Origin of the sequence: Nocardioides sp. LMS-CY (assembly GCF_018732145.1) — a bacterium.
GTDB lineage: Bacteria > Actinomycetota > Actinomycetes > Propionibacteriales > Nocardioidaceae > Nocardioides > Nocardioides soli.
In genome coordinates, this window is sequence record NZ_CP076104.1 from 4,201,095 (window position 1) to 4,220,118 (window position 19,024).

The 19,024-nt window shown below is 72.0% G+C and carries 19 protein-coding genes; 5 read left to right on the top strand and 14 right to left on the bottom strand.

Translation table 11 applies throughout. The annotated features are described in order from the left end of the window. The 11 genes from KM427_RS19925 to KM427_RS19975 form a co-directional block, all read right to left on the bottom strand. Positions 1 to 387, bottom strand: a complete 387-nt coding sequence (locus tag KM427_RS19925; protein ID WP_183591542.1) for a response regulator — start codon at positions 385 to 387, stop codon at positions 1 to 3. Further along, positions 375 to 1,223 carry a CheR family methyltransferase gene (locus tag KM427_RS19930; protein WP_215525053.1) on the bottom strand — a complete coding sequence of 283 codons (849 nt, stop codon included), beginning with the start codon at positions 1,221 to 1,223 and terminating at the stop codon, positions 375 to 377. Before KM427_RS19930 ends, KM427_RS19925 begins: the two co-directional genes overlap by 13 nt. Further along, positions 1,220 to 2,332, bottom strand: coding sequence for a protein-glutamate methylesterase/protein-glutamine glutaminase (locus tag KM427_RS19935; protein ID WP_215525054.1), 1,113 nt, complete (start codon positions 2,330 to 2,332; stop codon positions 1,220 to 1,222). The genes KM427_RS19930 and KM427_RS19935 overlap by 4 nt, the downstream gene beginning before the upstream one ends. Positions 2,333 to 2,417: 85 nt before the next feature. Continuing rightward, entirely contained in the window at positions 2,418 to 3,317 is a 900-nt protein-coding gene (locus KM427_RS19940; RefSeq protein WP_215525055.1) for a hypothetical protein, read from the bottom strand. Between the two features lie 169 nt (positions 3,318 to 3,486). Further along, entirely contained in the window at positions 3,487 to 5,106 is a 1,620-nt protein-coding gene (locus tag KM427_RS19945) for a methyl-accepting chemotaxis protein (RefSeq protein WP_215525056.1), read from the bottom strand. 54 nt (positions 5,107 to 5,160) lie between these two features. Continuing rightward, on the bottom strand, positions 5,161 to 6,717 hold the full coding sequence (locus tag KM427_RS19950; protein WP_215525057.1) for a methyl-accepting chemotaxis protein: 1,557 nt from the start codon (positions 6,715 to 6,717) through the stop codon (positions 5,161 to 5,163). A 70-nt stretch (positions 6,718 to 6,787) separates the two neighbouring features. Beyond that, a complete protein-coding gene (locus tag KM427_RS19955) occupies positions 6,788 to 7,207 on the bottom strand; it encodes a chemotaxis protein CheW (protein WP_215525058.1) in 420 nt (139 codons plus the stop codon). After that, positions 7,204 to 9,453: a chemotaxis protein CheA gene (locus KM427_RS19960; protein WP_215525059.1), complete on the bottom strand. Its 2,250-nt coding sequence runs from the start codon at positions 9,451 to 9,453 to the stop codon at positions 7,204 to 7,206. The genes KM427_RS19955 and KM427_RS19960 overlap by 4 nt, the downstream gene beginning before the upstream one ends. Positions 9,454 to 9,535: 82 nt before the next feature. Then, a complete protein-coding gene (locus KM427_RS19965; RefSeq protein ID WP_183591550.1) occupies positions 9,536 to 9,889 on the bottom strand; it encodes a hypothetical protein in 354 nt (117 codons plus the stop codon). 51 nt (positions 9,890 to 9,940) lie between these two features. Beyond that, positions 9,941 to 10,612 carry a response regulator gene (locus tag KM427_RS19970; RefSeq protein WP_215525060.1) on the bottom strand — a complete coding sequence of 224 codons (672 nt, stop codon included), beginning with the start codon at positions 10,610 to 10,612 and terminating at the stop codon, positions 9,941 to 9,943. Next, the gene (locus tag KM427_RS19975) at positions 10,605 to 11,918 is read right to left on the bottom strand and encodes an ATP-binding protein (RefSeq protein ID WP_183591552.1); all 1,314 of its coding nucleotides are present in this window, start codon (positions 11,916 to 11,918) and stop codon (positions 10,605 to 10,607) included. Before KM427_RS19975 ends, KM427_RS19970 begins: the two co-directional genes overlap by 8 nt. 144 nt (positions 11,919 to 12,062) lie before the next feature. Between KM427_RS19975 and KM427_RS19980 the strand changes: the two genes are divergently transcribed. Genes KM427_RS19980 through KM427_RS19990 form a run of 3 tightly spaced genes read left to right on the top strand, consistent with a single transcriptional unit; the run spans position 12,063 to position 13,932 of the window. Beyond that, positions 12,063 to 13,325, top strand: coding sequence for a PspC domain-containing protein (locus KM427_RS19980; RefSeq protein ID WP_215525061.1), 1,263 nt, complete (start codon positions 12,063 to 12,065; stop codon positions 13,323 to 13,325). Next, entirely contained in the window at positions 13,322 to 13,738 is a 417-nt protein-coding gene (locus KM427_RS19985) for a hypothetical protein (RefSeq protein ID WP_215525062.1), read from the top strand. The genes KM427_RS19980 and KM427_RS19985 overlap by 4 nt, the downstream gene beginning before the upstream one ends. Further along, positions 13,735 to 13,932 carry a PspC domain-containing protein gene (locus tag KM427_RS19990; protein ID WP_183591555.1) on the top strand — a complete coding sequence of 66 codons (198 nt, stop codon included), beginning with the start codon at positions 13,735 to 13,737 and terminating at the stop codon, positions 13,930 to 13,932. Before KM427_RS19985 ends, KM427_RS19990 begins: the two co-directional genes overlap by 4 nt. On the opposite strand, the gene KM427_RS19995 is transcribed toward KM427_RS19990, so the two are convergent. Next, the gene (locus KM427_RS19995) at positions 13,896 to 14,900 is read right to left on the bottom strand and encodes a glycerophosphodiester phosphodiesterase (protein WP_183591556.1); all 1,005 of its coding nucleotides are present in this window, start codon (positions 14,898 to 14,900) and stop codon (positions 13,896 to 13,898) included. The genes KM427_RS19990 and KM427_RS19995 overlap by 37 nt on opposite strands. 89 nt (positions 14,901 to 14,989) lie before the next feature. Between KM427_RS19995 and KM427_RS20000 the strand changes: the two genes are divergently transcribed. Continuing rightward, on the top strand, positions 14,990 to 15,604 hold the full coding sequence (locus KM427_RS20000; RefSeq protein WP_215525063.1) for a nucleoside/nucleotide kinase family protein: 615 nt from the start codon (positions 14,990 to 14,992) through the stop codon (positions 15,602 to 15,604). A 266-nt stretch (positions 15,605 to 15,870) separates the two neighbouring features. Here KM427_RS20000 and KM427_RS20005 read toward each other — a convergent pair whose 3' ends face one another. Beyond that, positions 15,871 to 16,212 carry a hypothetical protein gene (locus tag KM427_RS20005; RefSeq protein WP_215525064.1) on the bottom strand — a complete coding sequence of 114 codons (342 nt, stop codon included), beginning with the start codon at positions 16,210 to 16,212 and terminating at the stop codon, positions 15,871 to 15,873. A 265-nt stretch (positions 16,213 to 16,477) separates the two neighbouring features. Next, a complete protein-coding gene (locus tag KM427_RS20010) occupies positions 16,478 to 17,848 on the bottom strand; it encodes an HNH endonuclease (protein ID WP_215525065.1) in 1,371 nt (456 codons plus the stop codon). Between the two features lie 633 nt (positions 17,849 to 18,481). On the opposite strand from KM427_RS20010, the gene KM427_RS20015 reads away from it, so the two are divergent. Next, entirely contained in the window at positions 18,482 to 19,024 is a 543-nt protein-coding gene (locus tag KM427_RS20015; RefSeq protein WP_215525066.1) for a YbaK/EbsC family protein, read from the top strand.

Sequence of the window (19,024 nt, forward strand, 5' to 3'; positions counted from 1 at the left end):
TCAGGATCCTGTCGAGGTCGGGAGGAGCCCGAGCAGGTCGAGCTTCTCGAGCATGGCCTCACCGGTGAACGGCTTGATGAGGTACTCGTGGGCGCCGGCGGCCAGCGCCCGGACGATCCGGTCCTGCTCGCTCTCGGTGGTCACCATCATCAGCGTGATGGCGCGCCACTCCGGCCGCTTGCGGACCTCCGTGATGAACGTGAGGCCGTCCATCACGGGCATGTTCCAGTCGACGCAGGCGAGCTGGAGCGGCTCGTCCATCTCCTCGAGCCGTTCGATGGCCTGCTGGCCGTCGGCGGCCTCGACCACGTCGTAGCCCACGTCCTCGAGGATGCGGCCGACGATCCGGCGCATCGCTCGGGAGTCATCGACAATCAAAGCACGCATGAGCTGCCCTCCATCTTGAGGTCCTCTCTGATCCGATAGACCGAGGACCGACCCGCCGGCACCCGTTCCCAGGCGTCGTCGACGCCCATGGTCATCTCCGCCGCCCCCAGGAAGAGGTGGCCGTCCGGTGCCATCACCTGACGCACCCGCCTGAGCACATCCCGCTTGGTCGGGAGGTCGAAGTAGATGAGCACGTTGCGGAGGAACACCACGTCGAACCGGCCCATCGGCGGGAACGGCCGGGTCAGGTTGAGCTGGCGGAACTCCACGCGCTCCCTGATCGACCGGTTGATGCGCCAGTTGAGCCCCGCCCGCTCGAAGTGGCGGACCATCGTCGTGGCCGGCAGGCCGCGGTTGACCTCCAGCTGCGAGTACTCGCCCGTGCGGGCCCGGTCCAGCATCTCCTCGGACAGGTCGGTGGCGAGCAGCTCGACCCGCCAGCCCGCGAGCTCGGGGGTGTCGAGCGCGGTCATCACGATGCTGTAGGGCTCCTGGCCGCTCGAACAGGCGGCCGCCCAGACCCGCAGGGTCCGGTTCGGCCGGGTCTTGGCGAGCGCGGGGAACACCGACTGCCGGAGCGCCGTGAAGGGGTCGGAGTCGCGGAACCACGAGGTCTCATTGGTCGTCAGCGCCTCGACCACCTGCTTCAGCGCGGCGGGGGTACGCCGGGTCGAGAGGTCGGCGACGTACGCGTCGACGCTCGGGTGCCCGGCGGCGCGGGCCAGCGGCACCAGCCGCGACTCGACGAGGTACTCCTTGCCGGTCTCGAGCACGATCGCGCTCTCGGCGCGGACCAGCTCACGGACGAAGGTGAACGCGTGGGGGCTGATCGTCACCGGGTGCCTCCCGCCGCCGACGCGACACCGGTCACGCCCACGGGTGCGTGACCCAGGCGCCGGTTGATCTCGCCGGGGATGTCGCCCAGGGGCAGCACCCGCTCGGCGAGGCCGGCGGAGGTGACCGCACCGGGCATGCCCCAGACGACCGAGGTCGCCCGGTCCTGGGCGATCACGCTGCCGCCCCGCTCGACGATGGTGCGGGCGCCCTTGCAGCCGTCGGAGCCCATGCCGGTGAGCACGACGCCCAGCACCGCGGGTCCGGCGACCGCGGCGGCGCTGCGGAACAGCACGTCGACGGCGGGGCGGCAGTAGTTCTCGGGCGGCGTCTGGCTGATCCGGGCCACGAAGGCCCGGCCGTCGGCGACGATCTCGAGGTGGAAGTCGCCGGGGGCGATGCAGACCGTGCCGGGCCGCAGCACCTGGCCGTCGACGGCCTCGGTGACCTCGACGGGCAGCTGACGGTCCAGCCGGGCCGCGAACTGCTGGGTGAACAGCGGCGGCATGTGCTGCACGACCGCGATCGGCACCGGCAGCGGCGGCAGGCCGGACAGCACCGAGCCGAGCGCCTCGGGGCCGCCCGTCGAGGAGCCGACGACGACCAGTCGGTACCCGCCGACGGGCTGCGGTGCCGGCGGGCGCAGCGTGGGGGTCGGCGCCGGCGTGGCGACCGGTCCGGCGCCGGCCGGCCGCGCGTCCGGCCGCGGGACCAGCGACTTGATCCGCGGGATCAGCGCGTCGCGCACCTGCTCCATCGAGCGGCTCACGCTCCCGACGTTCGCCGGCTTCGGCACGTAGTCCGAGGCGCCGGCGGCGAGGGCGTCGAGGGTGGCGACGGCGCCCCGCTCGGTCAGCGTGCTGAACATGATCACGGGCACCCGGTTGCCACCGGCCCGGAGCTGCCGGACCGTCTCGATGCCGTCGAGCTCGGGCATCTCGATGTCCATCGTCACGAGGTCGGGCCGCAGCGACACGATCTTCTGCAGACCGGCCCTGCCGTTGACCGCCGTGCCGACGACCTCGATGTCGGGATCCTCGGCGAGCAGGTCGGAGACCAGCTTGCGGATCACGACCGAGTCATCGACCACGAGCACCCGGATCCGCGCCATGGAACACCCTTCACTGTCGCCCTGCCCCGTGACAGGTGAAGGGCTCATCGGCCGCTCGGTTCGCGACCTGAGGGGACCGAGCGGGTCAGTCTGCCGGGGTGTGGACCGCGCGCCACACACGCAGCAGCACGTCGGCGTCGCGCTCCGGCAGCAGGTCGGTCACCAGGCTCGCCTGCACGGTGCCGGACCACGCGTTCCAGACGCCGTACGCCGCGTCGCGTCCGGTGAACCCGCCGTCGACGAAGGCGAGCACGGCGGCCAACTGGGCGTCGCAGGCGGCTCGCAGCCGCTCGGTCACCGAGAGCGCCCAGGTCGCCTGGTGCATCGCGGGCGCCCACTCGGCGGTGTGCCCGCGCACCTCGTCGACGACCCGGCGCCAGGCCCGGCGGGCGTCGTCGTCGGAGGCGGCGAACCCGGCCAGCCGGCGGTCCAGCTCGGGCAGCCCGGTCTCGAGCTCGGGCAGGGCCAGCCCGGCGCGGACGAACGGGGCGGCCATCGCGCGCCGCAGGTCGGGCGCCAGCCGGTCGCGCAGGTAGGCGCTGGTGGCCGCGTCGGCGAGTACGTCGGCGGCGAGCGACGCCACGGGGTCCTGGGCGGCGACCGCACCGCCGTGCAGCCAGGTCCAGTCCAGGACGTCGCGGCGGATCATCCGGTCGAGGGCGTGCGCGTCGCCGAGCAGGCTGCTCTCGAGTCGCCGCAGCAGCGCCGTCTCCCCCGCCGCGGCCTCCTCCAGCGCGGCCCCGGCGAGCCGGAGCGTCGTGGCCGCCGACTCGGTGCCGGTCGTCGGCACGTAGGCCCGGCGCCACTCCTCGCGGGCGCCCGCGCCCGGGTGGCAGGCGGCCAGCCGGTCCAGGTCCTCGGGTCCGACGGCGAGCGCCACCCGCACCACCCCGGCCACCTGCGCGCCGCCCGGCAGGCGGGCGAGGTCGAAGCCGAGGGCCGGCCCGCCGACCACCGAGTACGCCATGGGCTCGCTCCCGTCCACCCGTCGACGGTCGACCACAGTCCGGTGTCGTCGACCCCGCCCGGACCTGAGTCCGGGCGGGGTCGATGGTAGCCCGACGGTGGACGTGCGGATCAGGCGTTGGGCAACCCATGTCCGGGCCTTGTCGCCGTCCTGTCGGGGGCTTGAGGGGGCCTTGCCGAGGCCTTGCTCAGACCTTGAAGAAGCCCACGGCGCTGCGCAGCTCGGCGGACATCCGAGCCACCTCGTCGATCGCCGCGGTCGACTGCACCAGCGCCTGGGTGGTCGACTCGGCCGCGCCGGAGACGCCGTTCACGTTGGCCGCGATCTCGGCGGAGCCGGTGGAGGCCTCGGCGACGTTGCGGCTCATCTCGTTGGTGGTCGCGGTCTGCTCCTCCACCGCCGAGGCGATGGTGAGCTGGTAGTCGTTGATCGAGGTGATGATCTCCGAGATCTGACCCATCGCCTCGACCGCACCCGTGGTGTCACCCTGGATCGCATCCACCCGACGAGCAATGTCCTCGGTCGCCCGCGCCGTCTCCTGCGCCAACTCCTTGACCTCATTGGCCACCACCGCAAAGCCCTTGCCGGCCTCCCCGGCCCGAGCCGCCTCGATCGTCGCGTTCAACGCCAACAGATTCGTCTGCTCCGCGATCGAGGTGATCACCTTCACCACATTGCCGATCTCCTGACTCGACACACCGAGCTTGGCCACCGAGTCGTTCGTCGACTCCACGATCCCCACCGCCTGCGAAGCCACCCGCGCCGCATCATTGGCCGACGTCGCGATCTCCCGGATCGAAGCCCCCATCTGCTCAGCACCCGCCGCCACCGTCTGCACGTTCCGCGACACCTCATCGGCCGCACCCGAGACCACCCCCGCCTGCACCGACGTCTCCTCCGCACCAGCCGCGATCTGCTGCGACGCCGCCGACAACTCCTCCGACGCCGCGGCCACCGACTCCGCCGACTCGGTCACGTTCTCCATCAGCCGGCGCAGCTGGTCGGTCGCGGTGTCCAGGCTCGCGGCCATCAGGCCGATCTCGTCGCGGCTGTCCACGTCGGCACGCTGCGTCAGGTCGCCGACGGCCAACCCGTCGGCGACCCGCTTCACCCGAGCCACGCCCGAGGCGATGGCGCCGGCGACGAACCAGCCCAGCGCGAGCGTCAGCAGCACCCCGACCGTCAGCAGCACGATCGCGAAGTTCCTGCTGCTGTTGTAGGACGACGTGACGCCGGCAGCGGCGTCCGCGGCCTCCGCGGACTCGATCGCCTCGAGCCTCGTGATGTCCTCGGTCATCGCACTCGTGATCGGCCGGATCACGGTCGCGTTGGCCTCGGTCCAGGGACCTCGGTTGCCCTGGAACGCCAACGGCGCCATCACGGTGAGCTGCTTGTCCAGGTACTCCGTGACCTTCTGCTCCAGCTCGCCGAGCAGCTTCTCGCGCTCGGCGTCCAGCCCACCGCCCACGTAGCGCTCGGCCGCCTCGGCGAACATCGTCTCGGCCTCGGCCATGCCGTCGAGGGCGGCCTGGGTGTCGTCGTCGCTGGTCGCGATGACGGCGTCACGGGAGCCCTGACGCAGGACGTCGATCGCGGTGCGCATGTCACCGGCCGACTGCACGCCGATCAGGTTGTCGCGGTAGATGGCCTCGGCCCGTTCGGCGGAGTCGCCCAGCGCACGCAGGCTGGACAGGCCGACGACGATGGCGACGACGGCGGTGAGGACGACCGCGACGAGGATCTTGGTGCGGACTCCGCGGTCGCGGAACCAGGACAGGATCGAGCGCGGTCGGGTGGTGCTGGACATCTGGGCTTCTTCCGGCTGTGGGGGTGGTGGTGAGTGGGTCTGGGGATCCCAGGGTCAGCTGCTGAAACGCGAGATCTCGGTGCGCAGGCTCGCGGCCATCGCGGCCAGCTCGCCGATCGCGGCCAAGGTCTGGTTCACCGCCTGGGTGGTGGTCGTGGACGCGGTCGCGACACCGCCGATGTTGGTGGCGATCTCGGCGGAGCCGGTGGAGGCCTCGGCGACGTTGCGGCTCATCTCGTTGGTGGTCGCGGTCTGCTCCTCCACCGCCGAGGCGATGGTGAGCTGGTAGTCGTTGATCGAGGTGATGATCTCCGAGATCTGACCCATCGCCTCGACCGCACCCGTGGTGTCACCCTGGATCGCATCCACCCGACGAGCAATGTCCTCGGTCGCCCGCGCCGTCTCCTGCGCCAACTCCTTGACCTCATTGGCCACCACCGCAAAGCCCTTGCCGGCCTCCCCGGCCCGAGCCGCCTCGATCGTCGCGTTCAACGCCAACAGATTCGTCTGCTCCGCGATCGAGGTGATCACCTTCACCACATTGCCGATCTCCTGACTCGACACACCGAGCTTGGCCACCGAGTCGTTCGTCGACTCCACGATCCCCACCGCCTGCGAAGCCACCCGCGCCGCATCATTGGCCGACGTCGCGATCTCCCGGATCGAAGCCCCCATCTGCTCAGCACCCGCCGCCACCGTCTGCACGTTCCGCGACACCTCATCGGCCGCACCCGAGACCACCCCCGCCTGCACCGACGTCTCCTCCGCACCAGCCGCGATCTGCTGCGACGCCGCCGACAACTCCTCCGACGCCGCGGCGACGGCGTCCGCCGAGCCCTGGACGGCGGTGACGATGCCGGCCACCGACTCGATCGACTGGTTCAGCGCCCGCTCGAGCTCGCCGAGCTCGGCCGCGGACTTCTCCTCCACCCGCTGGGAGAGGTCGCCGCCCGCGAACGCACCGAGGACGGCGATGCCGCGGTGCAGCGGCCGGGTCACCGACCGAGCGATGAGCCAGGCGAGGGTCACCAGGACCGCCACCGCCACGATCGCGCTGAGCACGATGAGGCGCAGGGTGCTCGCCCGGTGCGAGACGATCGCGTCGCTGCGCTCGGCGGCGCCCTCCTCGACCTGCTCGATCGCGGTGCCGAGCAGGTCGTCCATCGTGCCGTTGGCCTCCTGCACGGACTCGACCTGGTCGAGCGCGGCGGGCTGGTCGGCGATCGCGAGGTCGACGTACTCCGAGATCGAGTCCACGTAGTCGGTCCACGCGGACTCGAACGCGGGTCCGGTCACACCGGCACCGGTGGCGTCGAGCCGGGCGAGCAGGTCGTCGATCGTCGCGATGTCCTCGGTCAGGTCCTGGCTCAGCTGCCGGTTGTCGGAGTAGACGGCCGCCTGGAGCCCGGTCACCTTCAGCTCGCTCGACCGGGTGTCGAGGGTGTGCAGCAGGGCGCGGGCCTGCTCGAACTCGGCGAGCTCGTCGGACCCCGCCTGAAGCGTGTGGAGTCCGTTCACCGCGATCGCGCCGACCGCCGCGACGGAGATGGCGCCCAGGGCGGCGATGCCGGCCAGGCGACGACCGACGGTCCAGGTGAAGGTGAGAGACATGGCTATTCCTCGGGGTTCGGACTGCGCATAGAGGCGCGAAGAGGTGGGTGAAGGGATGAATGGAGGGTGGTCAGGCCGCGGCCGCGCGGTCGACGTCGAGCGAGAGGAGCAACTGGTCCTCGAGCTTGTAGGCACCGACGAGGAACTCCCGGGCCGGGCCGGCGAGCGTGTCCGGCGGCGGCTCGAACTGCTCGTCGTCGACGTCCATCACCGCGCCGATCGTGTCCACGAGCAGCGCGATCGTCTCGCCGGCGACCCGGACGACCACGAGCATCGGCTCCTGGTCCTCGCGGCGGTCGGGCAGGCCGAGCCGGACCCGCAGCTCGACCGCGCTCATCACCTGGCCACGCAGGTTGATCAGCCCCGAGACCGCGTCCGGGGCGAGCGGGATCCGCGTCTGCGGCTGTCCGCGCAGCACCTCCTGCACCGCGGTGACGTCGACGCCGTACAGGTGCCCGTCCAGGGTGAAGGTGACAAGTCGGGCGCTCACATCGCCTCCTGGAGCTCGGGCATCTCGTGGTCGGCGTAGAAGCTGGGATCGGCCGACATGATCGCGGCGCGTACGTCGAGGACCTCGACGATCCGGTCGCGGACCAGGGTCGAGCCGAGCACGCCGTGGTCGGTCACGTCGTCGTGGAACTCGGTGACCTCGTCGACGATGTCGACGATCTCGTCGACGACCAGCGCGACGCTGCGGTCACCCACCGTGTAGATGACCACGACGAGCTCCTCGCTGTCGCGGGCGCTCGCCACGCCGTAGTAGTCGTTGAGGCGGACGACGGGCAGGATGCCGCCGCGGTACTGGACGACCTCGCGGTTGCCGACCCGCTCGAGCGCCGTCCGGTCGAAGTTCTCGAGGCGGGTGACCGACGAGAGCGGGATCGCGACCTTGCGACCCTCGCCGAGGCCGGCGACCAGCAGCCGCAGCGTCCGGCCGGCGGTGCCGCGGGCGTCGTCGCCGGTGCGGTCCTCCTGGTCGAGGGCGTCCATGTTGAGCACGCGGCGCGCGAGGGCCTGGACGTCGAGGATCAGCGCGACCCGGCCGTCGCCGAGGATCGTCGCACCGGAGTAGGTGCCGATCGCCTTCAGCTGCGTGCCGAGCGGCTTGACCACGATCTCCTCGGTGGAGAGCACCCGGTCGATCACCAGACCGAAGCGCTTGCCCTCGGCCTGGAGGACCGCGATCAGCACGTGCCCGTCGGAGCGGTCGGACTCGACGCCGAGGACGTCGGCGAGCCGGACCAGCGGCAGCAGGCTGCCCCGGAGGCGGTAGACCGAGGCGCCGTTGACGTCCTCCACGGCGTTCGCGGCGCGGTCGGCGTCCAGCGCCACCAGCTCGAGCAGGCTCAGCTGCGGGATGGCGTACCGGTCGCCGGCGCACTCCACGGTCAGGGCCGGGACGATCGCGAGCGTGAGCGGGATCCGCAGTCGGCAGGTGGTGCCGCGGCCGACGACGGACTCGATCTCGATCGTGCCGCCGATGGCCTCGATGTTGGTCTTCACCACGTCCATGCCGACCCCGCGGCCGGAGACGTTGGTGACCGCGGCGGCGGTGGAGAACCCGGGGAGGAAGATCAGCTGGAGGACGTCGGTCGGCGTCATCTGGGCGAGCTGGGTCGCGGTCCGCAGACCGCGCTCGACCGCCTTGGCCCCGACCTTGTCCGCGTCGATGCCGGCGCCGTCGTCGCTCACCTCGACGACCACCTGGCCACCCTCGTGGAACGCGCGGAGCGTGAGGACGCCCTCGGCCGGCTTGCCCGCGGCCATCCGGTCCTCGGGGGTCTCCAGGCCGTGGTCGACGGCGTTGCGGACCAGGTGCGTCAGCGGGTCCTTGACGGCCTCGAGGAGCGAGCGGTCGAGCTCGGTCTCCTTGCCGACCATCGAGAGCGCGACCCGCTTGCCGCAGTGGGCGCCCAGGTCGCGGACCACGCGGGGCAGCTTGGCCCAGAGGTTGTCGATCGGCTGCATGCGGGTCTTCATGACCCCCTCCTGCAGCTCCGAGGCGATCAGGTTGAGGCGCTGGGCCGAGCGGGTCAGCTCGACGTCTTGCTGGTCGCCGGCCTGCCGCACGATCTGGTTGCGGGTCAGCACCAGCTCGCCGACCAGCTGCATCAGCGTGTCGAGCAGGTCGACGTCGACGCGGATCGAGGAGTCGGCGACGCTGCGCCGGCCGTGGTGGTCGTCGGGGTGGTCGGCGACCGCGTCCACGACGGGGGTCTCCGCGGCAGGGGCGTCGGGCGCCTCGACGGCTTCGGCCGCGCTCTCCGCCGCGCTCTCGTCGGCCCGCTCGACAGCGTCCTCGACCAGGGACTCGACCAGGGACTCGGGGACGACCTCGACAGCGGGCTCCCTGCCCTCCAGCAGCGCGCTGATCCGCTCGACCACCGCGCCGACCTCGGCATCGCCCTCCCCGCCATGCTCCTCGATCGCGGACAGCAGGTCGCGCACCGTGTCCACCATCGCCAGGAGCACGTCGGTGGTCTGCGGCGTCATCGACATCTTGCCGTCGCGGAGCCGGGCGAGCAGGTTCTCGCCGACGTGCGTCACCGACTCCAGCTTGCCGAAGGCGAGGAAGCCGCTCGTGCCCTTGATCGTGTGGATCGTGCGGAAGATGCTGCCGAGCAGGTCCCGCGAGCCGGGCTCGCGCTCGAGCGCGACCAGGTCGCGGTCGAGCTGATCCAGGTTCTCGTGGCTCTCCACGAGGAACTCCTGGACGATCTCGTCGATCTCGTCCACCGGGGCTGCCTGCCTTCCGTCGTACCAGCCGGTCGACGAGGCATATCGGCCGCCGGTAGGACGACCTGAGACAGACCCGGGATCAGGTGTGGACGGGGCTCCAGAAGACCGCGACGCACACGTTGGCGACGGTGAGCAGCAGGAGCAGCGCCCACAGGCCGTTGGCGATGCGCTCCTTGCGCAGGTTCGCCATCACCAGCGCCAGGATCACCAGGCCGATGATCGCCTTGACCGCGATCTTCGCGTGGTTGGGCGACCCGTCCGCCTCGAGCACGCCGACCAGCAGCAGGCCCGCGACGAACGCCGTGCCGGCACCGTCGCGCATCAGGCTGTTGACCCGCTTCTCCGGCTGGCGGGCCTGGATCAGGAGGCCTCCGAAGAGCGCGGCGAAGCCGAGCAGATGGACGACGAGCAGCAGGTGCCGGAGGAACTCCATGCCCGAAGCCTAGGCCGTCGGCTCCGGCGGCGGGGCCGGGGTCCGGACCGGTCAGAGCAGCCGGCGGTCCGACGCCCACCGGGTGAGCTCGTGGCGCGAGGACAGCTGCAGCTTGCGCAGCACGCTCGACATGTGGGTCTCGACGGTCTTGATGGAGATGAACAGCTCCTTCGCGACCTCCTTGTAGGCGTAGCCGCGGGCGATCAGCCGCATCACCTCGCGCTCCCGCTCGGTGAGCCGGTCGAGGTCCTCGTCGACGGCGGCCACGTCGATCGAGCCGGAGAAGGCGTCGAGCACGAACCCGGCCAGCCGCGGCGAGAAGACCGCGTCGCCCTCGGCCACCCGGCCGATCGCCTGGACCAGCTCGGGCCCGGTGATGGTCTTGGTGACGTAGCCGCGGGCGCCGCCCCGGATCGTGCCGATGACGTCCTCGGCGGCGTCGCTGACCGACAGCGCCAGGTAGCGGGTCTCGGGAGCGGCACCGGACGCGGTGACCCGCCGCATCACCTCGACCCCGCCGCCACCGGGCAGGTGCACGTCGAGCAGCACGACGTCGGGGCGGTGCTCGCTGACGGCCGCGACCGCCTCGTCCACGTCGGCCGCCTCGGCGAGGATCGACACCCGGCCCCGGCCGGCGCTCTCCAGCTCGGCGCGCACCCCGCGCCGGAACATCGCGTGGTCATCGACGATGACCACGCTCACGAGGCTCGTCCCCTCAGCCATGGTGGTTCTCCTCCTGTCGGGTGGGGCGGGGCAGGTGCAGGCGGACCTCGGTCCCCTCCCCCGGTGCCGAGCGGATCTCGGAGGATCCGCCGTGGCGCTGCATGCGGTCGACGATGCTGTGGCGTACGCCGTAGCGGTCGGTGCCGATCGTCTCCGGGTCGAAGCCCCGGCCACGGTCGCGGACGAAGACGTCGATCGCGGCGTCGGTGATCTCGGCGTACACGTCGATCTTGCCCGTGCCGGCGTGCTTCGCGGCGTTGGTGACGGCCTCGCCGGTCGCGTTGACGATCGGGCGGAGCAGCTCGTCGAAGTCGCAGTCGCCGACCGTGACGACCTCGACCGACACGCCGTACTCGTCCTCGACGCGCGCGGCGGCGCCGCGCAGGGCGCTGGCGACCGTGCGCTCGTCGGTCGACTCGCCGGCGTAGAGCCACGACCGGAGATCCCGCTCCTGGGCCCGGGCCAGGCGGGCGACCGTCGTCGGGTCGTCGGCGCTCTTCTGGATCAGCGCGAGCGTCTGGAGCACGGAGTCGTGCAGGTGGGCGGCGACGTCGGCGCGCTCCTGGGTGCGCACCCGCTCGGCGCGCTCGTCGGAGAGGTCGGAGGCGAGCCGGTAGACCCACGGGCCGATCACGATCGCGAGGCCGACGACGGTGAGCAGGGCCGCGACCGTGATGTCGCGCGCCATCGAGAGCGAGCCGCCGTGCGCGGAGTAGAGGACGAGCGCGACCACGATCAGGGCGAGGCCGGCGGCCACCCGGGCGTACGACGCCCAGCCGCCGGCACCGAACACGACCCGCACCGGCGCGATCCGGCCGGTGCTGTCGAGCCAGCGCTCCCGCTGGGCCTCGTCGGCCTGTCGCCAGAGCAGCGCGACGCCGACGATGCCGATCAGCAGCGGCCAGAACACCGCACCACGCCCGACCACGGCCTCGACGAGCAGGATCGCGCCGAGCCCGAGCGCGGCCAGCACGATCACCGGGCCGACGTCGCCGAGCCGGCGGATCCGGCCGGGGCGGCGGCCGCCGCGGGTGGCGCTCTCGATGCCGGGGGCGGCGGACTCGAAGTGCTGGTCGGACGGCAGCATCCACCACAGCCCGGCGTACAGGAACATGCCGAAGCCGCCGAGCGCCGCGGTCACCACGAACGCCACCCGCACCCAGAGCACCGGAACGCCGAGGTGCTTGGCCAGGCCGGACGCGACGCCGCCGAGGATCGGCTCCTGCGCGTCGCGGGTCGCGCGGCGGGTCTCCCGCGGGGCGGGCGGTGCGCCGCCGTCGACCGCGGTGCCGTGTGTGCTGCTCATCTCGGGGTCAATCGTCACACAGCGACCGGGCCCGGACCATGAGGGCGAACCCCGACCCGACCCTGAGCGACCGGGCCGCCGCCCCGCCCAGGATCAGGGGCGTCCCCGATGGTGTCCGGGTCCGGCGTGACGCAGGCTGGTGCCATGACCAGCACACCGCCCGAAGCACCTCCTCCGCCGCACGGCCCCGGCCAGGACACCGGACCGCGCGTCTCCCGTGAGGAGATGCGCGACCTGGGCCGGCTGCGCCGCTCGATCACCGACCGCAAGGTCGCGGGCGTCGCCGGCGGCCTCGGCCGGCACCTCGACATCGACCCCCTCATCCTGCGGGTCGCGTTCGTGGTGCTGGTGTTCTTCGGCGGCGCCGGACTGATCCTGTACGGCGCCTGCTGGCTGCTGGTCCCCGAGGAGGGGTCCGACCGCGCGCCGTTCAACCTGGACGAGCGGACCCGCTCGGTCGCGCTGATCATCGTCGGCGCGATCGCGGCCCTGGCCCTGATCGGCGACAGCTGGGGCGCCTTCTGGTTCCCGTGGCCGCTGGCGGTCGTGGCACTGGTCGCGCTGTGGCTGCTGACCCGCAACAACCCGCCGCGCCAGGCGGGCCCGGCACCGCAGCCGCCGTACGCCGCGCCGTACGGTCCGCAGCCCGGGCCCCAGTACGCCGCGCCGTACGCCCCGACCGGGGCGCCCACCCAGACCAACCCCTACTCCGCACCGGTCGCACCGGCCGCGGGCCCGGCGTACACACCCGCGGCACCGCCGCCGTACCTGCCGCCGGTCGCACCGGTCGCGCCCCGGCCGCCGAACCCGCGCAAGCGCGGACCCATCCTGTTCTGGTTCACGCTCGCGCTGATCGTGCTGGCCGAGGGCGTCCTCGGCATCGTGGACCTCGCCGGCGGCCAGGTCGCCGACGCGGCGTACCCGGCGCTCGCCGTGGCCATCTGCGGCGTGATGCTGGTGGTCGGCGCGTTCTTCGGCCGCGCGGGCGGGATCATCCTGCTCGGCCTGCTCGCGACCGTCGGCCTGGTCGGGGCCACCGCCGCCGACCGGTGGGACGCGGAGCAGGTCCGCGTGACGCCGACCAGCGCGTCCGCGGTGCAGGACCGCTACTGGCTGGGCGCCGGCGAGCAGGTGCTCGACCTGCGGCAGGTCGTCGACCTGGCCGGTCTCGACGGCCGACGGATCGAGATCGAGGGCGGCGTGGGCCGCATCGAGGTGATCCTGCCCGCCCGCCTCGCCGCCACCGTCCAGGCGGACGTCAACGGGCCCGGCCACATCGACCTGTTCGACCACGAGCAGGGCGGGATCGACGTCCAGTCCACCAGCTTCGAGGGGCCGAGCACCGGTCCCGAGATCATGATCGACGCCCAGCTCGGCGTCGGGGAGATCGAGGTGAGCCACCGATGAGCACCACGAGCATGCCCACCCACACCGAGCGGCCGTCGGGCCGGCACCCGGTGAACGTCGGCCACCTGGTCATGGGGATCGCGTTCCTCGGCCTGGTCGGCATCTGGGCGGTGATCCAGGCCGACGGCGTCGACAACGACGACATCCGCTGGCTGCTCCCCATCCCGTGGGTGCTGGCCGGCCTCGCCGGGCTGCTCGCCCTGAGCGTGTCGTCGCGGCACAAGTGGTCGACCAAGCAGGTCGGCTGGGTCGAGACACCCCCGGCGGCACCGGTCGCCGAGACCTACGAGTCCGACGTACCCGGCGCGTACGACGAGGCCGCCGAGGCCGCCGACACCGCGGTCATCGCCGAGGAGCCCGCCGAGAGCCCCGAGCCCACTGAGAGTCCCGAGTCCCCCGAGGAGAACCGATGAACATCGACACCAGCCGCCGCCTGACCCGCCGCCGCGACGACCGCATGATCGCGGGCGTCTGCTCCGGCGTGGCCGACTACCTCGGCCTGGACCCGACCCTGGTCCGGCTGCTCACCGTGGTCGCCGCGATCTTCAGCGTCGGCGCCGTCGCGGTCGCCTACATCGCCGCCTGGGTCCTGATGCCGGAGGCCTGAAGCCGCCTGGCCTCCAGGGTCGTGTCCGGATGGTCCGTGAAGAGCCCGTCCACCCCGGCGTCGAGGAACGCCTGCGTCTCCTCGATGGAGTCCCCGGGGTCGGACGGGCTCTCGCCACGTCGGTAGCCGGTGGGCAGGAAGGCGTTCTCGTCGCGCATCGTCCACACGTGGACGAGCAGTCCGGCCGCATGCGCGTCGGCGACGAGCGGCGACGGCTCCCCGATGGTGCCGAGGCCCGGATGTCGCGGCAGCACCAGGTCCTTGTCGACGCCCACCGCGTCCGCCCAGCCGGCGACCCGCCGCAGGCCGGTCGAGGTCACCAGATCGCTCGGCCGACCATGGCGACCGGTGACCCCGACCAGCTGCACCAGCGGCAGCCCGGTGCGTGACCGGAGCCACTGGAGACCGGCTGGCTCGAAGGACTGGATGAACACCGGTGCGTCCGGTCCGCCGTACCCGTGCAGCGCCAACGCGTCGAGGAGCGGCTCCTCCAGCCCGAGGCCGAGCTCGGCGAAGTACGCCGGGTGCTTGGTCTCGGGGTAGACACCGATCGGGCGGCCGAGCCGCTCCGACTCCGCGGCCACCAGGCCGAGGATCTCGTCGAACGTCGGCACGTCGTAGCGCCCGTCCCACCTCGTGTTGTGCGGTCGCAGCTCGGGCAGCCGCTCCACCGCGCGCAGGGTCTTCAGCTCCGCGAGGGTGAAGTCCTCGACGAACCACCCCGTCATCTCGCGGCCGTCGACCTCCTTGGTCGTCAGCCGGTCCGCGAACTCACCGCGCCGCGCCACGTTGGTCGTCCGCCCGATCTCGGCCTCGTGCCGGGCGACCAGCACGCCGTCCCTGGTGGAGACCAGGTCGGGCTCGACGTAGTCGGCCCCCAGCGCGATCGCGAGGCGGTACGACGCGAGGGTGTGCTCGGGACGGTAGCCGGACGCCCCACGGTGCGCGATGACGATCGGCTCTCGCATGGCTCCAGCAGAGCCGGGGCCGGTGACCACGCAGCGGGATCGACGTGAACCGCGGGTGAAGGACTGTGGGCTCCTGGCACCATCGCCCGGTGCCCACCGTCGACGACATCGCCTCGGCGATCGCCAATGGCCACCGCCAGGAGAGGGTGCTCGTCGCGATCGACGGCGGCGACGGGAGCGGCAAGACGACGTACGCCACCAATCTGGCGGTCGCACTAGGTCGACTCAATCGCACGGCACTGGTCATCCACGCCGACGACTTCATGCACCCCAGTGCCGTACGCCACCGTCGTGGGCGCACCTCGCCCGAGGGCTATCTCGACGACAGCTATGACTACGAGGCGCTGACGAGAAGCGTCTTGGAGCCACTGAGCATCGGCGGCAACGGCGAGTACCGCATGGCATGCATCGACCGGTCTCGCGAGGTCCGCATCAATCCGCCCGTCGAACACGCTGCCCCGAGCACGATCACGATCGTCGAAGGTCTCTTCCTGCTCCGCGAGGAGCTCGCCCGCTGGTGGGACTATTCGATCTTCCTCGAGGTGTCCACCTCAGTCGCCATGGCTCGGAAGAGCCGGCGCGACGCTGTGGTGCTCCAGCCAGATGCTGAGCTCACGAGGCGGTACGTCGAGGGGCAGCGCATCTACCAGGAACTGCACCGGCCGCGAGAGCGCGCGACATGGACCTTGGGCAACGAGGCGTAGCGGACCGCAACGCTCGGTGCCTGCCATGGAACCGGCGCGCAGCGGTGCGGTCGGCTTGTCGTTGCGGCCGGTGACGCGCTTACCGGATTTGAGTGGTCGCCGTGGGTGGGGGTTACGGGGGGTGGTTGCGGCTGCTGGGCGGCTTGCGGTCTGCTCGGGTCGACCGTCGTGGTCACCGCTGGAGAACACGATGTGAGGTCGGTACGGTCAGGCGACGGCGTACTCGATGGTGAAGGTGCTCCCGGCGTCGGCCCGGACGACGCCGCTCAGAACCCTCCCCCGCCCAGGCCCGCCGCGGCCAGCGCCACCAGCCCCAGCCCGCATGCCCACCAGGCCGCGATCTGGGTGGCCCCGCGCCAGCCGCGCCCGGCGGCTCGCACGGAGAGCAGCGCCACGATCGCACCGAAGAACGGCGCGAAAGCGATCGTGAAGGAGACGAGGAACCACAGCACTCGGCCCTCGCTCAGGAAGGGCTGGTTCTGCTCCGCCGACAAGTACCAGACGGACCTCATGGTCAGCGGGAGGAAAGCGATGAGCGCCGGGCCAAGACTCACCGCGCCCAACAGCACGACCTGCCAGCCGGGCTTGGATGTGGTCGTGATCGTCATGCGACCAGATCGTGCCGTGATCCGGTTCCGTCTCACCGAGGTTTGGCTGAACACCGTGCCCTGGCTGTCCCTCTCCTGGGGGTCTGTGACGGTGCTGTCCGCCGTGGTCGTTCGCCGTGACGCGCTTACCGGATTTGTGTGGTCGCCGTGGGTGGGGGTTACGGGGGGGTGGTGACGGCTGCTGGGCGGCTTGCGGTCTGCTCGGGTCGACCGTCGTGGTCACCGCTGGAGAGGACGATGCGGTCTGCCGGGTCGGTCGACCCGGTCAGGCGGCGGCGTATTCGATGACGAAGTCGGGGTAGTGGAGTTCGCGTTGGATCCGGGGTGCGACGCGGCTGGGTGTGGGTGCGCGGGGTGCTGTTGATCGGATCGTGTGGCCGGTGGGCAGGGTGGTCTCGACGACGTGCTGATCGGGTGGGCCGGCCAGTGGTCTGGCGCGCCAGCCGGGGGCCTGTTTGGTGTGGTTGCACTGCTCGCACAGGCCTTGGCCGTTGATCGCGGAGGTGGGGCCGCCTTGCGCGTGGTCGGTGATGTGGTCGTGGTGGCGGACCGGGGCGTTGCACCAGGGGGTGCGACACGTCTGGTCGCGCAGGTCAAGGAACAGGCCGAGGGCCTTCGGGAACGCCCGCGCCTTCGATTCCATCGCGACGAGGGTGCCGGTCTCGGGGCAGGCGTAGAGGCGCCGCAGCGCCACCCGCGCCTCGGCCAGCGCCGTAGCGGCGAGGTGACGGGCGTGGTCGGCAGTCAGGGGGCCGTAGCCGGTGAGCCAGGCGGGCTGGTGTCCGCCGGCGAGGAGGGTGTGGTCGGAGACGGTCAGGTTGATCGTGACCGGGACCGCCTCCGCGGTGGCCTGTCCGGTGACGAGCTCGACGAGGGTGTCGGTCATCACCTGGCCCCGTGACCGCGGGTCGCCTTGGGCACGAGCGGAGTCGGCGGCCCGGGTCAGGGTGGCGTAGGCCGCGACGCCCTGGGCGACCGGGAGCAGCACCGAGAGCCGGGCCATCGTGTCCGGCGCGGGCCGCAGGCTCACGTGCCGGTCGGCCTCCGCGCGGGCGCGGCGGTCGACCACCGCGGCCGGGTCCAGGCCGGCGACCAGCGCCCGGGTCTGCGCGACGAGTCGTCGGTCGCCCCACCCCGCGAACCGATAGGCGCCCTGGTTGTCGGGGGCGCACAGCTCGGCGTCCACCCGGGCCCGGTGCCCGGGCTGGAGGCAGGCGGTCTCCCGGGCGATCAGGATCGCCCGCCACTCCGACACCACCCCGGCCGCCAGCGCGGCCTCCGTCGAGGGGAGCTCGGCCAGGGCGTGCGCGAACCCCAACAACCGCGACCCGCGCGCGGGGGACTCCCGGCGGGCGTAGGCCACCAGACCGGGCACGTCCCGCCCCCGCCGCGCGGCCGGCACGCCCTGGTCGGCGTGCCGGGCCCTCACGCGGGCATCCAGTACTCGGGTCAACCGCGCCTGGGCCGCGCAGGCCCTCGCCTTGGTGTCTTCGAGGGCGCGGATCGCGTCCACCAGCTCCGCCTCGGACATCCCCGACACGTCGGGCACCGCGGACACGTCGGGAATCGCGGGCATCGCGGACATGGCACCGCCGTCGTCCGTGGGGTCGAGGTGGGTGTCCGAGATCAGCGCCATACCTCATTGTATCGAACGATTGTTCGATCACACAAGGGGTTGGGCGGCGAATTCCGCCCAGGTTCGTGGTGGTTTCGAGACAGGCGCTAGCGCGCCTTCCTCAACCACCGTGCCCCCGACGCGACAAGTCTCGGCGACGGTGGTTGAGGAGGTTACGCTAGCAACCGTCTCGAAACCGCCACGAACGCATCCCGCGTCCCGACCACCGGTCGGCGTCCTCCCGATAGGCGCCGAACGGGTGCGCGGGAGGAGCCGTCAAGGGCGCGAAGCGGCGAAGCGGACCCTGGACGGCGCAGGACGCGCACCCACACTGGCGCCGCCGGGAGGACGACGGCACTCCTCACGCGGGCGGGTGGTTTCGAGACAGGCGCCAGCGCGCCTTCCTCAACCACCGGGCTCGGCGGGAGGCTCGGCGACGGTGGTTGAGGAGGTTGCGCTAGCAACCGTCTCGAAACCGCCCCCAACGCGACCCAGTCCCGACCACAGGTCGGCGCCCTCCCGATACGGCACCCGCACTCGTGCCGCCGGGAGGGCGCCGACGATCGCTCGCGCGGTACAGGTGGTTTCGAGACAGGCGCCAGCGCGCCTTCCTCAACCACCGGGTCGGTGAACGCTCTCCAGCAGGATGTCCTCATGACGACACCGAAGCTCGGCCGCATCGAGACCGTTCCTGCCCTGGACCGCCCGGATCTGCTCGCCGCACCGGTGGCGGCGGCGTTGCGGGGGTGGGCGCACGCGGGGCGGGTCGGCGTGGTGGAGATCGACCCGGCGGTGGCGGACACGGCCGCGATGGCGGCGGCGTACGAGATCGGCATGGACACCGGTGCCAACTGCGTCGTGGTCGGCGGCAGCCGGGCCGGCGACGAGCGGATCGCCGCGTGCCTGGTCCGCTCCGACACCCGGGCCGACGTCAACAACCGGGTGCGCAAGGAGCTCGACGTGCGCAAGGCGTCGTTCCTGTCGATGGACCGGGCGGTCGAGGAGTCGGGGATGGAGTACGGCGGGATCACGCCGATCGGTCTCCCGGACGGCTGGCGGCTGCTCGTCGACCCACGGGTGCTCGACGTCGAGGTCGCGGTGATCGGCTCCGGCGTACGCCGTTCGAAGCTGCTGATCCCCGGCTCGCTGGCGGCCGAGCTGCCGAGGGCCGAGGTGATCCCGTATCTCGCCGGCTGA

Bases quoted from the DNA above. Each gene is read 5' to 3' on its own strand.
- KM427_RS19970 (WP_215525060.1), bottom strand. From the start codon at position 10,612: ATGGCTGAGGGGACGAGCCTCGTGAGCGTGGTCATCGTCGATGACCAC.
- KM427_RS20010 (WP_215525065.1), bottom strand. From the start codon at position 17,848: ATGGCGCTGATCTCGGACACCCACCTCGACCCCACGGACGACGGCGGT.
- KM427_RS20005 (WP_215525064.1), bottom strand. From the start codon at position 16,212: ATGACGATCACGACCACATCCAAGCCCGGCTGGCAGGTCGTGCTGTTG.
- KM427_RS19980 (WP_215525061.1), top strand. From the start codon at position 12,063: ATGACCAGCACACCGCCCGAAGCACCTCCTCCGCCGCACGGCCCCGGC.
- KM427_RS19965 (WP_183591550.1), bottom strand. From the start codon at position 9,889: ATGGAGTTCCTCCGGCACCTGCTGCTCGTCGTCCATCTGCTCGGCTTC.
- KM427_RS19975 (WP_183591552.1), bottom strand. From the start codon at position 11,918: ATGAGCAGCACACACGGCACCGCGGTCGACGGCGGCGCACCGCCCGCC.
- KM427_RS19935 (WP_215525054.1), bottom strand. From the start codon at position 2,332: ATGGCGCGGATCCGGGTGCTCGTGGTCGATGACTCGGTCGTGATCCGC.
- KM427_RS19945 (WP_215525056.1), bottom strand. From the start codon at position 5,106: ATGTCCAGCACCACCCGACCGCGCTCGATCCTGTCCTGGTTCCGCGAC.
- KM427_RS19985 (WP_215525062.1), top strand. From the start codon at position 13,322: ATGAGCACCACGAGCATGCCCACCCACACCGAGCGGCCGTCGGGCCGG.
- KM427_RS19950 (WP_215525057.1), bottom strand. From the start codon at position 6,717: ATGTCTCTCACCTTCACCTGGACCGTCGGTCGTCGCCTGGCCGGCATC.
- KM427_RS19995 (WP_183591556.1), bottom strand. From the start codon at position 14,900: ATGCGAGAGCCGATCGTCATCGCGCACCGTGGGGCGTCCGGCTACCGT.
- KM427_RS19925 (WP_183591542.1), bottom strand. From the start codon at position 387: ATGCGTGCTTTGATTGTCGATGACTCCCGAGCGATGCGCCGGATCGTC.
- KM427_RS20015 (WP_215525066.1), top strand. From the start codon at position 18,482: ATGACGACACCGAAGCTCGGCCGCATCGAGACCGTTCCTGCCCTGGAC.
- KM427_RS19990 (WP_183591555.1), top strand. From the start codon at position 13,735: ATGAACATCGACACCAGCCGCCGCCTGACCCGCCGCCGCGACGACCGC.